This is a genomic window from Anabaena sp. CCY 0017 (assembly GCF_963920885.1).
Taxonomy (GTDB): domain Bacteria; phylum Cyanobacteriota; class Cyanobacteriia; order Cyanobacteriales; family Nostocaceae; genus Nodularia.
The window spans coordinates 31331-45089 of sequence record NZ_CAWUDG010000017.1 but is presented as its reverse complement, the minus strand read 5'-3'; the positions used below and the strand labels follow the sequence as shown (position 1 = coordinate 45089).

The following is a 13759-nucleotide window of genomic DNA, read 5'->3' as shown; positions in this document are numbered from 1 at the left end:
CTTGTGGCAAAAAGATGAAAATAGCTGTGATTGGTGTGGGACGTTGGGGAGTACATTTACTACGGAATTTTTTAGCACATCCTCAAGTGAGTGTGGTGGCGGTAGTAGACCCCCATGCAGAAAGATTGGCAGCAGTAAAGCAACAGTTTAACTTGGATGACAATATATTCTTGACTACTCAGTGGTCAGATTTACAGCAAATAGCTGATCTGACAGCAGTTGCGATCGCCACTCCAGCTACTACCCATTATGTTTTAATTAAAGATGCCCTCAATCTGGGATACCATGTTTTAGCTGAAAAACCTTTAACTCTAGACCCCGTAGAATGTCTGGAACTTTGCCAGTTGGCAGAAAAACAGCATTTAATCCTGATGGTTGACCATACTTATTTATTTCATCCAGCTGTTGAGAAAGGGCAAACTGTTGTTAAGGCAGGTACATTCGGTACTTTACGCTACGGGTATGCTACACGGACTCACTTAGGGCCAGTCCGCCAAGATGTGGACGCTTTGTGGGACTTGGCTATTCATGATATTGCCATTTTTAACAACTGGCTGGGTCAGATACCTGTGAAAGTACAGGCTACGGGTACGGTGTGGTTACAGGGAGTAGAGAATGGAGAATTGAACCAATCTGTATCAGGGTTAGCAGATTTAGTTTGGGTAACGCTGACATACCCGGATGGCTTTCAGGTATATATTCACCTGTGCTGGGGAAATCCTGATAAACAGCGACGGCTGACAGTTGTGGGTAGCCGTGGTTGCTTGATTTTTGATGAAATGTCCACTGCATCACCTTTAACTCTGTTACATGGTGAGTTTGAACGTCAGGGAAATCAGTTTTTACCGGTGAATCAAAAATCAGAGGTGCTGGAATTAAAAACAGGTGAACCATTGCAGCGAGTGTGCGATCGCTTTATTGTCAGTATGAGCCAGAATACTACCCCAGACATCTCATCTGGTTGGGTAGGCACTACCTTAGTACAGATTCTCTCTGGTTTGACAGCATCTCTCAATCAAGGTGGACAACCAGTTGTTTTAAACATCAACGGTTTCTGATCTCTCCCAATTGTAAAACTTTGTAACTATCCTCTAGAAGTGGTAGTTCACAACTTTCAGCACCTAACGCTGGTGTTTGAGATTCACTCATTCCGTGAGAATCTTGATGAATAGAACATGAGTTCAATTCCGTTACTGTATTTACCCCTTGATTTTCAGAAGCAGTTAATAGAGTGCTATCAATAATTGGCAATGTAATCTTTACCGTCGTGCCTTGATTTATACCTGCACTTTCTAAAGTAATGCTACCTCCCATCAGTTCAATTAAGTTGCGGGAAATCGCTAGTCCTAGACCTGTTCCTTCAACCTTGCGTGTTGACCCTCCATCTAACATGACGAAGGGGCGAAATAGTTTGTGCTGCTGGGCAGGTTCGATGCCTAAACCTGTATCTGTGATCCTGACAATTACCTGAGATTCTTGGTGAATTTCTGTAATAATTGTGATGCTTCCCTGGTCGGTAAACTTAGTAGCATTACCAATGATATTAATTAGTACCTGCTTTAACTTCGCTGCATCTGCTTCTACGGCAATTAAACCAGTACCTAAACTAGTTTTTAACTGTAAACCTTTTTTTTGCACATTTATTGATTGTAAATTAATCACTTCCAGCAGTACTTGTCGGAGGTCAATTGGTGCTGTCACGACAGAAAGCTTACCTGCTTCAATTTTGGAGATATCGAGTAGTTCATTAATAATACCCAGCAAGTGAATAGCTGTTTCATCGGCACGTTTAAGAAACTCTATTTCTTCTTCCCGGCTATCACACAAGCCCTCGTGAACTACGCGCACACAGTTAATAATTACATTCAGGGGATTTCTCAATTCATGGGAAGTGGTAGCCAAAAACTGACTCTTGATTTGGTTGGCGCTTTTTGACTCTTTCCAAGCAATTTCTAGTTCTTCAGCCCAGGCTTTGAGTCTCTCCACCATTTGATCCATTGCTTGCGCTAGTTGGTTGAATTCGCGGATTTTGAAGTTGCGTGGGACTGGTTGCGCCGCATGGTGGCTGTGAAGATTCAGGGCATAGTCTCGCAATTCTTCTAAAGGATTGGCTAGGTAAGGGGCTAGATATAAAGATGCTAATAAACTTGCACCAATCAAACCAACTGTTAAAACTATCAAAATTAGTTTGATTTCTTCTAAACCTAGTAGGGCATTATCAACAGTGGTGACAGCTAGGACTATCCATTTTTGACCTTGCTCTTTTGTAATGGGGTTATCAATAGCCGTGTAACCAACTATTAATTCTTTGCCCTCTTGAGAAGGCAAATGTATGGAATTACTTTCTCCAGCGATGCCATTTTTAACAATGTTTTGTAGTTGGGAAATATCTGGGTATTCTCGAATATTTCTGCCAACTAGTTCTGCCGATGGGTGTGCTAGAATCATCCCGTTTTCAGCAATTACTAGGGTGGAACCAGTTAAAGAACCCGGCGGATTTGTAGTTTGTTTGTATAGTGCAGATCGAATACTTAAGGCATAGCGCACTTCGCCATTGCGGCTGTACACTGGGATAGATAGCAGTAATTGCAGTTGATGATGGAGACTTTTTTTACCTGTAGTTCCTACCTTTGGCGGTAATATTTTTGTGATATTAATTATTTCTCCTTCGTCAGGAAAAGATAATTTCCATTCGGCAATTTCTTGATTACCACAGCTACTAGCAATGATTTTACTGCTTTGTAGATTAGTTAATTGCAGGCACTCAATGTGCGTAGGCAATTGTTTTGCTAACTGAGTGAGATATTGTTCTACTTCCTTGGACGACCCAGACTGAATAATAGTTGTTTGACTGACAGTCAACAAGTGAGTTTTGAGGGTCGCGATCGCATTAGCCATTTTCTCACCTTTAGAGATAGCGCTCTCTGTGAGATTTTGACTAGCAGTTCTCAATAAGCTCGATTTGGCTTTATTCAAAGCTGCAATTTCCCCCAGCAATAAAACGGGGACAAACAGCAGCAAAATTTTTGTTACTAAAATACGTCGAAAGGAGGATTGACGAAGTTTAGCCATTAAGTATCTCACTTCGCATCTGTAAACCCAAAAAGTAACGATGTGCAATTAGAACAGCTCAAGGAGATATGCTGTTAATTTATAATAGTTTTCTGCCAACCATCAAAAACGGCGAATCTTGAAGGTATAACCAGGAATCAGCCATAGTAAGACCTATTATATAGGGAAGATGTGAACGTGGCTGGTATTGCATATAGATACCGTTATAAAATTGCTAAAAATTAGCTTGCGGGCGAAGATTTTTTTTTAAATTCAATCCGCTAACAAGCAAAACTTCCAGACTATCAAACCCACCCTATGATGCAACTTCGTCCTCATACCACAGTAGTTTTGGCAATGAGTGCAGATGGTAAGATAGCAGATTTTAAGCGATCGCCTGCTCGGTTTGGCTCAGGGGCTGATAAAACACACCTGGAAAAACAAATTGCTGCCTCTGATGCCGTTTTACTAGGTGCTGGTACTCTTCGTGCTTACGGAACAACGCTTACCGTATCACAACCAATTCTGCTGCAACATCGAATAAAACGGGGTAAGCCCCCCCAACCGGTTCATATAGTCCTTTCACAATCTGCTGATCTCAATCCGGAGATTAAGTTTTTTCAACAGCCGATTGAACGCTGGTTGCTGACCACAACAAGAGGAGCAGATTTTTGGCAAAGACGAGAACAGACACTATATTCCGCACAAGAGCGTACTCCCAAGTTTGATCAGATTATGATTTTTGACACACCAACGGGAAAGGTTGACACGTCTGCGGCTTTGCAACACCTGACATCTCTACATATAACACGGTTAGCGGTATTAGGAGGAGGTGAATTAGTAGCTTCTCTGTTGCAATCAGATTTAATCGATGAACTCTGGCTAACAGTCTGTCCATTAATTTTAGGAGGTGCATCTGCGCCAACACCAGTAGAAGGTGTAGGATTTTTATCTCAATTAGCTCCCAAACTAGAACTTTTAGAAGTTGATCAAGTTGAGCAAGAAGTCTTTCTGCACTATCGCCTGCAACGATCAGCAAATTAGATTACGCTATTAGTCATTGGTCATTGGGAAATCACAATTTTCTCCCCTGCTCCCTGCTCCCCTGCCTCTTTCCCCGTCCCTTACTCCCTAAAATAGCCCCACAATGGTGGAAAAAATCAAGCCTCGTTACTCTAGTCGTTGGATTAACAAAATCGCAGAAGTACCCCAAGATGCCTGGGATGCTTTAGCAATGCCACTGAAAACGCCGTTTTTAGAATGGGATTGGCTGAATAATTTAGAAATTTCCCAGAGTGCTACAGCTAAAACTGGGTGGTTGCCAAATCATCTCACACTGTGGCGAGATAGAACGTTGATTGCTGTTGCGCCACTTTACCTCAAAGGTCATAGTTATGGCGAATTTGTCTTTGATCACCAATGGGCAGAATTAGCCGATCGCCTGGGAGTACGGTATTATCCAAAATTGCTGGGAATGACTCCATTTACCCCGGCGGAAGGTTATAGGTTCTTAATTGCGCCTGGGGAAGATGAGGATGAAATTACAGCCCTGATGGTGCATGAAATCGATTCTTTCTGCACGAAGAATAAGATTTCTGGTTGTCATTTTCTCTATGTCGATCCCCAATGGCGGGCGGTGCTAGAACGGCAAGGTTTTGCAACTTGGTTACACCATAGCTACATTTGGGAAAATGTGGAGTTTAAAAATTTTGATGATTATTTAAAATTATTTAATGCCAATCAGCGCCGCAATATTAAGCGAGAACGCAAAGCTGTAGAAAAGGTGGGTTTACGACTACAAGCAGTCACAGGTGATGCCATTCCTCAGTCTTTATTTCCTTTGATGTACGATTTATATGCTGATACTTGTGATAAGTTCGGCTGGTGGGGTAGTAAATACCTGACAAAGCAGTTTTTTGAGCAGCTACACACCAATTATCGCCATCGTGTGGTGTTTTTCCCGGCGTATCATGAGGAAAACCAGAGTCAACCTGTGGGGATGTCCTTTTGTTTATTTAAAGGCGATCGCTTATATGGACGCTACTGGGGTAGTTTTCAAGAAATAGATTGCTTACATTTTGATGCTTGTTACTATACACCAATTGAGTGGGCGATCGCTCACAATATCCAAAGCTTCGATCCCGGTGCTGGCGGACGACACAAAAAACGCCGTGGTTTTCCGGCTATGCCTAATTACAGTTTGCACCGCTTTTATAATAGTCGTTTAGACCAAATTATTCGCCCTTATATTCGGGAAGTTAATCAATTAGAACAGCAGGAAATGGCAGCGATTAATCAAGATTTGCCATTTAATCAGGATACACAAAAATAAACTGATGTGCCTTGGATGCATGAAATATATATAGTTTTCCAATACATATAATTACTAGGAAACGGCTGAATGAATTTGTCAGACTCCATCCAGATACAAATAAAGCTTTGGCTCAAAAGTAAATCAGTTTGGCTCATTTGCGGAACTGCGTCAAATTGATGAGGGAAAGTGGAAAGAATAATGCAAAGTTTCAACCTTAATCAAACCGTCACGGCTTGGTCATCCATTGCTGAAAATGTTTTTGTTCCTCACAAGGAAGAGGAATATGAACGCTTGGTTGAAATGCTTGATTGTCTAATCGATCAAGTTGGTGAAGATGAGAGTCATCCTCTTGCGTCTCTCATGGAAGTCATCGGGGTCTTAATTGAAAACTATGAAACTGAACACATTCCTCAGTTAGAGGAAATTGTATAACTTTACTAGATGAGGATGGTGCGTTGCGCTGGGCGACAACACACCCTACTGGACTACTGGACTACTGTTCGGGAGTTGTGGAGGTAGGCCATTCATCAATATAAACTGGTACGTAACCAGGAGGCAGTCTCTGAATTAGTATATTACCTGAAGTATTTGCATTTTCGGTGGTAGTAGCTGTTTGAGTGGCTGGACGTTGTTGTTCTATCACTTGGGCAATTTGCTGCATTAATTGCTCGACTTTCTGGGATTCCTCACGGTTGCCTTGCTCCTGATATGCTGTTTGAGCGCGTTTCAATAACCTGTTGGCTTTACGGAGTTCACCCTGATTGTATAAAACAACTCCCAAGTTATAGTAAGCATCAGGATTCTGACGATTAAGGCGAATACCTTGCCGATAAACAGAAATAGCTTCTGAGGTTTGACCTTGAATTGCCTTCAGACTGCCTATGTTGTTGTAAGCTCTGGCATTGTGAGGATCAAGCTCTACGGCTTGCTGATAGGTGGCGATCGCCGACTCTATTTGTCCTTCTCCTTGCTGGGCGATCGCTAAGTTAAAATAAGCTTTGGCATTACTGCTATCTAAATTAATCGCTTCTTCATAAGCAGCGATCGCTTCCTCTGTTTGTCCTAATTCATACAAAGCCAAACCCAAATTATATTGAGTAGCTGACTGTGTAGGATCGATTACCAAAGCTTGTCTATAAGCAGTAATTGCTGCTTCTTTTTGTCCTTGTCGGTGCAATGCTAACCCCAGGTTATAGTAGGCTTCACCTAGATTAGGATTAATTCTGACAGCTTCTCCATATTCTTGCACTGCTAGATCCAGACGATTTTGCATCAGCAAAATATTACCCAGATACTTCCGTGCCATACCGAGGTTAGGATCTCGCTCTAAGGCTAGACGAAAGGCAGATTCAGCACCCTGTAAATCGTTACGGTTATAGCGTGTGACTCCTTGCTGGTAAAGGCTAGCTGTTGTCAAATCCTGAGAAACTGATTTTTGCGCTAGCAGCTTGCTTCCTGGCAATTCCATCATTGTCGGTGCAGCCAACACCAAAAAGGTAGATGCAGCACAGAGAAGTCCTAGATGTGGTTTCCGCCAATAGATCACCGAGTCAAACCAGCCCAACCACTGACGAATTTTATGCTGTTTATACATAAGTAGCAACTCTGTACTCTTTTTGAACCCTATAACTTAGAGTACCCACCACGAGCGCCAAAATTAAGCATGAAAAATTAATAATTAAAAACTTGTAGAGACGCGATTAATCGCGTCTTCTTCACTTCACCGCAGAATCAGCATGGCATCACCAAAAGAATAAAAGCGATATTTCTCGGCGATCGCTTCTTGGTATATCTTTAATAAACGTTTCCTACCAATTAATGCACTTACCAACATCAACAAACTAGAGCGTGGTAGATGAAAATTAGTAATTAGTGCATCTACTACCCGCCATTCATAACCGGGATAGATAAATAAGTCTGTTTTGCCACAAAATGGTTGTAAATCCCCAGATTTTGCTGCCCCTTCTAAGGCGCGGACTGCTGTTGTCCCCACGGCAATAATTCGACCCCCAGCAGCTTTCGTGGCGCGGATTTGTTCAACTGTGGCGGGAGGAACTGAAATCCATTCTTCGTGCATCTGGTGGCTAGTTACGTCTTCTATTTCTACGGGGCGAAATGTGCCTATGCCAACGTGTAAGGTGATGAAAGCTTGATTAATGCCGCGATCGCGTAACTTTTCTAGCAACTCTGGGGTAAAATGCAATCCAGCCGTAGGTGCTGCGATCGCTCCTGGCTGTTGGGCGTAAACTGTTTGATATTGTTCATCAGCAGCAGTGGATGCCGTAATATAAGGCGGTAGGGGTATCTCACCGAATTGATCTAACACGTCTACCAAAGGTTTTCCATCAGGCACATCAAAACGCAATAAACGCCCTCCCGTGGCTGCGTCTGTTTCTAGAACTGTCGCAGTGAGTTGAGTGGAGAGTGGGTGAGAATCTTTTTGATCTCTATTTTTTAATCCCCTAGGTTCAAAAATAATCTGTGATCCTAGTTTGAAGCGTTTTCCTGGTTTAACTAAGGCTAACCAACAGTTATATTGTCTTTCTTCTAATAGTAAAACCTCGATTTCTGCGCCAGTAGATTTACGACCATATAGCCGGGCTGGAATAACTTTAGTATTATTAACTATCAATAAATCACCAGCACGTAATAGCTCTGGTAAATCTCGAAAAATATGATGTAGCGGTGCAGATTCTGTGCCTGTTGTGGGAGAATTGACCACTAATAAACGCGAACTATCTCTAGGAAATACGGGATTTTGGGCAATAAGTTCGTTTGGTAATATGTAATTATACCCTGCCAATGAACAATCTAAATTTACGTCTTGTGCCTCTGTTTGAGAAAGTTCATTCAAATTAGTCTGTGTTATTTCTGACTCCATTGGATTCATCACATTTCAAATCATTAGCCTAAGAACGCCGCACATTTAAGCAACACCATTCTTTCTTTTTCCATAGGGTAGCAACAATCCAACCGTTTTGTTCTAACGCATCAGCAACAGCTTTAGATTGTTCTAGTAAAATCCCGCTAAAAATTGCCCAAGTACTGGGTTTAGCGATCGCACTCATTTCTGGAACCAACTGAATAATCACATCAGCCAAAATATTACAGACAATCCCATCAACTGGTTGATCCAGCAGTTTGATCATTGTGTCCACACTACCTTCTGCTGATACCAAGCGTTCTGGGTTAATGTCGTTCAGGGCGCGATTGCTGAAGGTTGATTGGATCGCTAAAGGGTCAGTATCTACTGCATAGACTTTTTCCGCACCCAATAGCAATGCTCCAATAGAAAGTATACCAGAACCACAGCCGATATCCGCAATTACCAACGGTTTGTGTTGATCACTTTTATCCACAAAAGCCCCAGGTATTTGACTTAAACGCATTTCTAGGGATTCCAAACATAATTGGGTTGTGGCATGATTACCAGTACCAAATGCGACCCCAGGATCAAGACGAATTACTAAGCGTTCTGTTGTTTCTGGTAGAGCTAGCCATGCTGGATTAATTAGAAAGCGATCGCCTATTTCTTCCGGTTTCCAGTACTGTTTCCAACTAGTAGCCCAATCTTCCTCATCAATTAACTCCCAATTCAGGCTAGGAACAGACAAGCCGACACAAAGAGCATCTTGACGCAACCACAGAGACAGCGCCGCCAAATCGAGTAACTGTGCTTGAAATCTCGGTAGGTAAGCTTTGACTAGACAGGTATTACCTTGACTTTCACTGGCTGTACCACGGCTGCTAAAATCTTCCAGTCGCCACAAGACTGACTCTTCTAGCGCTGGATCACATGAAATCTGTAGTTCCCACCAAGTGTTTGCCATTTTTTAGTGCTGAGACGCGATTTATCGCGTCTGTACAAGAGAGTGCTTCCTTCCTGAGTCTAAAACAGTTAAGAGCTATCAGTTACTCAAAACATTTTTCTTCACGCAGCACCTTTTACTCAGGAAGGAAGTACCTTATAAAGTTACTGTGTATGCGTCCCTAATTCCCGCGACTTTGACGATTTCCGCCAAAATGCCATCGGGTAAAGGATCATCTATGCTGAGAGCCATGACAGCATCACCACGGACAATTTTACGACCTACCTGCATACTGGCAATATTGACATTAAAACTGCCCAGTAGGGAACCGAGTTTGCCGATAATTCCTGGCATATCACGGTGCAAGGTAAACAGCATATATTTGGTGGGGGGGACATTAATGGGGAAACCATCAACATCAGTGAGGTGTATTTCTTTGTCGCCTAATAAAGCGCCTGTAACAGAATGAGTCCCTAAAGTACCTGTAGCTTCCAGGTGCAGTGAGCCGGCGTAGTCGCGAGCTGAAGCATCACGGGTTTCAATTACCCTAATCCCTCGCTCTTTAGCTTCTATACTGGCGTTGACATAGTTTACCCGTTCCCGCAGAGCTTGGTAAAGTAGTCCTTTGAGGGAGGCGACAACCAAAGGCTGACTTTTGTTGCTGGCTAGTTCACCTTGGAGTCGAACAGTCAGGGATTCCACCCGTCCACCAGCTAGCTGTCCCACCAAGTTACCCAGGGTTTCGGCTAGTTGCATATAAGGCTTGAGTTCTTCTAGCACATCGGGGCCAAATCCGGGGATATTGACTGCTGAACGTGCTGGTAGTCCTAGGAGAACATCGCGAATTTGTTCGGCGACATCAATGGCGACATTCACTTGAGCTTCCGTTGTGGAGGCTCCTAAATGGGGGGTAAGGATGACTTCTTTACCAAGCGATCGCAAATCAGATTCACCCAGTGGTTCTGACTCGAACACATCCAAAGCCGCACCTTTAATTTGACCTTCTTTAATCGCTACGGCTAAAGCAGCTTCGTCAATGATACCACCACGAGCGCAGTTGATAATTCTGGCTGTGGGTTTCATTTTCGCCAGAGTTTGGGCGTTAATTAAGTGAGTGGTTTCTGGGGTTTTGGGGATGTGCAGCGTAATATAATCTGCTTGCTGCATCAGTAAATCCATTTCCACCAACTGACAGCCAAGTTGTTCGGCGCGTTCTGTAGAGATAAAGGGATCGTAAGCTAGCAGTTTCATTCCCATCGCTCTGGCTACAGTCGCCACATGGGAACCAATTTTACCTAAGCCGACAACGCCGAGAGTTTTTTTATAAACTTCCGCGCCTACGAAGGTTTTGCGATCCCACTCACCGCTTTTAACGGAAGAGTTAGCATCAGGAATGTGGCGAGATAAGGATAACATCATTGCCAGGGCGTGTTCTGCGGCAGCGATTGTGTTACCTTCTGGGGAATTGACAACCACAATTCCTCGGCGGGTAGCTGCGGGAACATCGACATTATCCACACCCACACCGGCACGACCGATGATTTTTAACTGAGTTCCAGCTTCAATAATTTCTTGTGTAACGCGCGTACCAGAGCGAATCATCAGCGCGTCATATTCACCAATAATTTCGATCAGTTCTGCTGGTTTTAGACCTGTTTTGACATCTACAGTAGCAACTTGGGTGAGAATGTCAATTCCAGCTTGGTCAATGGGATCGGAGACGAGAACCTTGGACATGATTACTTCATTACTTTAAAGTTACAGGTTTTGCTGCACAAGACTTTTTAGTTTAGTCTTTATCTGTGGCAATTCAGCAAAAGTTAAGCATTTTAATATCAACCTCGTCCTCACTCACCTTTGATGGTGAATGTAATCAATTGCAGAGATAGTAGGTTATTTGTGCCACCCTTTCGGTAATATAAACCATGACTAGGGTTTTATTCGCTAAAAACCTAATATTTTTATAAAACTCTTTCACGACTAGAAATAAGAGTTTGTTCTAGTAATTTGACATTAGCATACACCGTATCCATGTAGGGTGTAGGAATCTGGGTGAGTTTGCCGAGTTCAATCACTGCTCCCAAGATGGCTTCCACCTCTGTAATCCGATTTGCTTCGATATCTTGGAGCATAGAAGTTTTATGAGCGCCGACTTTTTCCGCCCCATTGATGCGCTGTTCTAAACTGATACCAAATTCAATCCCAAGTTTTTCGCCGATGCTTTGGGCTTCCATCATCATCTGCCTTGCCAGTTCACGAGTCAAGGTGTATTGGGCAATTTGCTCTAAAGTAGCACGAGTTAAGGCACTGATGGGATTAAACGCCAAGTTCCCCAATAATTTCAGCCAGATTTCTGTGCGAATTTTCGACCGGACTGGAGCTTTGAAACCTGCTTTTTTGAAGCTTTGGGCTAGTTTTTGAATGCGTTCGGTTTTGGTGTTGTCGATTTCTCCTAGACTCAAGCGATCGCCTTCAATGTGACGAATTATTCCAGGTGACTGTATTTCTACGGCTGGATAAACTACACAACCAATTACCCGATCTATATCAGTATTGGCAGCAATGATCCCTTCTGGATCAACGGCGTGGATTTTTTGCCCTTCATATTCACCTCCATGCTTCTGGAAGTACCACCAAGGAATCCCATTTTGGGCAGTGACTACGATGGTATCAGGATTGTAGAGGGATGATAGAGCTGGGGCGATTGCGGGTAAACTTTGAGCTTTTACAGCCAGGATGACTACATCTTGAGTTCCTGCGTCATTTATCTCACTGGTGGCTAGAGATGGATGTACTACATGAGTTGACCCATCCGCCATGATTACCTCAAGTCCCTGGTTTTGAATTGCTTCTAGATGCTGTCCACGTGCAATAAAGGTGACTTCTTCCCCTGCTAGAGCTAGTTTCGCTCCTAAATACCCGCCGATAGCACCCGCACCTACAATACAGATTTTCATAAATTTTTTCGCTATTCCCTAGAGCCGATTTATAGCGTCTGTGCCTATATTAAGGGATTTTTGAAAGGTTCAGATCCCCGACTTCTTCAAGAAGTCGGGGATCTTGTTTCTTGTAAGGGACTAGACTAAATTCAGGAACTTAGACATATTCAACCGTTGCAGTTTGCCGGTTGCGCCACGGGGTAAGGCTTCGAGAATGTGTATTTGTTTAGGTATTTTGAATGCTGCTAAGTATTGGGAACAATGAGATTTTAATTCCTGTTCACTGGTATCACTCTTGAGTACAACAGCAGCATGAATTTCTTCACCCAGACTTTTGTGAGCAACTGCAAAAGCTAAGGCTTCCGCTACCGCAGGATGACGCAGCAATAAATCATCTATTTCCAAGGGCGAAATTTTTTCTCCACCTCTGTTAATTAATTCCTTGATTCTACCAGTCAGGTAAAGATAGCCGTCTGGGTCGAGTTTACCTTGATCACCTGTCCGAAACCAGCCGTTAACAAAAGCGGTGGCGTTGGCTTGGGGATTATTCTCGTAACCATCAATGACGTTGGCTCCTTTTACTACTACTTCGCCGAGGCTACCTTGGGAAAGCAAATTACCATTTTCATCCATAATTCCCACTTCGACACCGTGTCCATAGCCGACGCTTCCCGGTTTGCGGATTTTCGGCGGTAAGGGGTTGGATGTCATCTGATGTGCAGCTTCTGTCATGCTGTATGACTCTACCACCGGCACATTCAGAACTGCTTCCATTTGTTCAATAATCACTGGCGGTAGTGGTGCGCTACTAGAACGAATAAACCGGAAGCTATGGGATTTAACAATATCTTCGTTGCGACTGGCTCGCGCTAAGATCATTTGATGTATGGTCGGTGCGGCAGAATACCAAGTTGGTTTGTAACGCTCAACCAGTTGCCAAAATTCTAAGGCATTAAACCCTGTGGGACAAATAAATGTCCCTCCTGATGCCAAGGTGGACAGTAAACACCCCACTAATCCGTGAATGTGAAATAGTGGCATCAGACATAAATTAATGTCGTTAGCAGTCAGGCTATAGACACCGATGATATTGTGGGCTGAGGCGATGAGATTACGGTGTCGAATGGGAACCCGCTTGGGACGGCTAGTTGTTCCACTGGTATGCAGAATCATCGCTACATCATCAGCTTGAGGAAGATCAGGAGTAGAAGTTTCTCTTTGTGGCTGAGTGACTTCCTGATTTAATTCCAAACTCAATGTCCCGTCAGGGTTAGTTATGGCCTGGATGAGTAGCATATCGGGATTAATAGCAGTTATGGCCGCCTTTGGTGTCCCCGGTAAGGTAATTAATGCTTTGGCTTGGAGGTCTTCGTAGTAAAAGGCAAATTCTTCTTGTTTGTATTTGGGATTCAGGGGGGCAGCAGTTCCACATAGGCTAGCTGCAAGAAATATACACGCCATTGAGGAACCGTTAGCCATAGCAATGGCAATGCGATCGCCTTTACCTAAGCCGAAGCTGTGCAACTGGGTAACTAAATCAACTACATTTGTCCGTAGTTGCTGATATGTTAGAGTTAGTTGGTCGGGTGTTAACAAGGCTGGATGCTGGTCTTTTCCCGTTAAAATATCAAATATATGCATATTTT

11 protein-coding genes are annotated in these 13759 nt (G+C 43.3%); 4 read left to right on the top strand and 7 right to left on the bottom strand.

The window, feature by feature from the left end; all coding sequences use genetic code 11:
- The first annotated feature begins 14 nt into the window (after positions 1–14).
- On the top strand, positions 15–1058 hold the full coding sequence (locus ACM0OW_RS18585) for a Gfo/Idh/MocA family protein (RefSeq protein ID WP_414551634.1): 1044 nt from the start codon (positions 15–17) through the stop codon (positions 1056–1058).
- Here ACM0OW_RS18585 and ACM0OW_RS18580 read toward each other — a convergent pair.
- Positions 1045–3072, bottom strand: coding sequence for an ATP-binding protein (locus ACM0OW_RS18580; RefSeq protein WP_414551633.1), 2028 nt, complete (start codon positions 3070–3072; stop codon positions 1045–1047). The two genes, ACM0OW_RS18585 and ACM0OW_RS18580, sit on opposite strands and share 14 nt — an antisense overlap.
- 297 nt (positions 3073–3369) lie before the next feature.
- Here ACM0OW_RS18580 and ACM0OW_RS18575 point away from each other — a divergent pair, with 297 nt between their 5' ends.
- The 3 genes from ACM0OW_RS18575 to ACM0OW_RS18565 all read left to right on the top strand — a co-directional run bounded on the left by ACM0OW_RS18575 (position 3370) and on the right by ACM0OW_RS18565 (position 5797).
- Positions 3370–4095, top strand: coding sequence for a RibD family protein (locus tag ACM0OW_RS18575; protein WP_414551632.1), 726 nt, complete (start codon positions 3370–3372; stop codon positions 4093–4095).
- Between the two features lie 103 nt (positions 4096–4198).
- Positions 4199–5383: a GNAT family N-acetyltransferase gene (locus ACM0OW_RS18570; RefSeq protein ID WP_414551631.1), complete on the top strand. Its 1185-nt coding sequence runs from the start codon at positions 4199–4201 to the stop codon at positions 5381–5383.
- Between the two features lie 180 nt (positions 5384–5563).
- Positions 5564–5797 carry a hypothetical protein gene (locus tag ACM0OW_RS18565; protein ID WP_323211352.1) on the top strand — a complete coding sequence of 78 codons (234 nt, stop codon included), beginning with the start codon at positions 5564–5566 and terminating at the stop codon, positions 5795–5797.
- A 61-nt stretch (positions 5798–5858) separates the two neighbouring features.
- Here ACM0OW_RS18565 and ACM0OW_RS18560 read toward each other — a convergent pair whose 3' ends face one another.
- The 6 genes from ACM0OW_RS18560 to ACM0OW_RS18535 all read right to left on the bottom strand — a co-directional run bounded on the left by ACM0OW_RS18560 (position 5859) and on the right by ACM0OW_RS18535 (position 13754).
- Complete coding sequence (locus ACM0OW_RS18560; protein ID WP_414551630.1) at positions 5859–6959, bottom strand: tetratricopeptide repeat protein; 1101 nt, start codon at positions 6957–6959, stop codon at positions 5859–5861.
- A 126-nt stretch (positions 6960–7085) separates the two neighbouring features.
- Positions 7086–8246 carry a tRNA preQ1(34) S-adenosylmethionine ribosyltransferase-isomerase QueA gene (gene queA / locus ACM0OW_RS18555; protein WP_414551629.1) on the bottom strand — a complete coding sequence of 387 codons (1161 nt, stop codon included), beginning with the start codon at positions 8244–8246 and terminating at the stop codon, positions 7086–7088.
- A 28-nt stretch (positions 8247–8274) separates the two neighbouring features.
- Positions 8275–9195, bottom strand: coding sequence for a 50S ribosomal protein L11 methyltransferase (gene prmA, locus ACM0OW_RS18550; RefSeq protein WP_414551628.1), 921 nt, complete (start codon positions 9193–9195; stop codon positions 8275–8277).
- A gap of 135 nt (positions 9196–9330) precedes the next feature.
- Entirely contained in the window at positions 9331–10911 is a 1581-nt protein-coding gene (gene serA, locus ACM0OW_RS18545; protein WP_414551627.1) for a phosphoglycerate dehydrogenase, read from the bottom strand.
- Positions 10912–11135: 224 nt separating this feature from the next.
- Positions 11136–12131: a 2-dehydropantoate 2-reductase gene (locus ACM0OW_RS18540; RefSeq protein WP_414551626.1), complete on the bottom strand. Its 996-nt coding sequence runs from the start codon at positions 12129–12131 to the stop codon at positions 11136–11138.
- Between the two features lie 120 nt (positions 12132–12251).
- Positions 12252–13754, bottom strand: coding sequence for an acyl--CoA ligase (locus tag ACM0OW_RS18535; protein ID WP_414551625.1), 1503 nt, complete (start codon positions 13752–13754; stop codon positions 12252–12254).
- Positions 13755–13759: the final 5 nt, after the last annotated feature.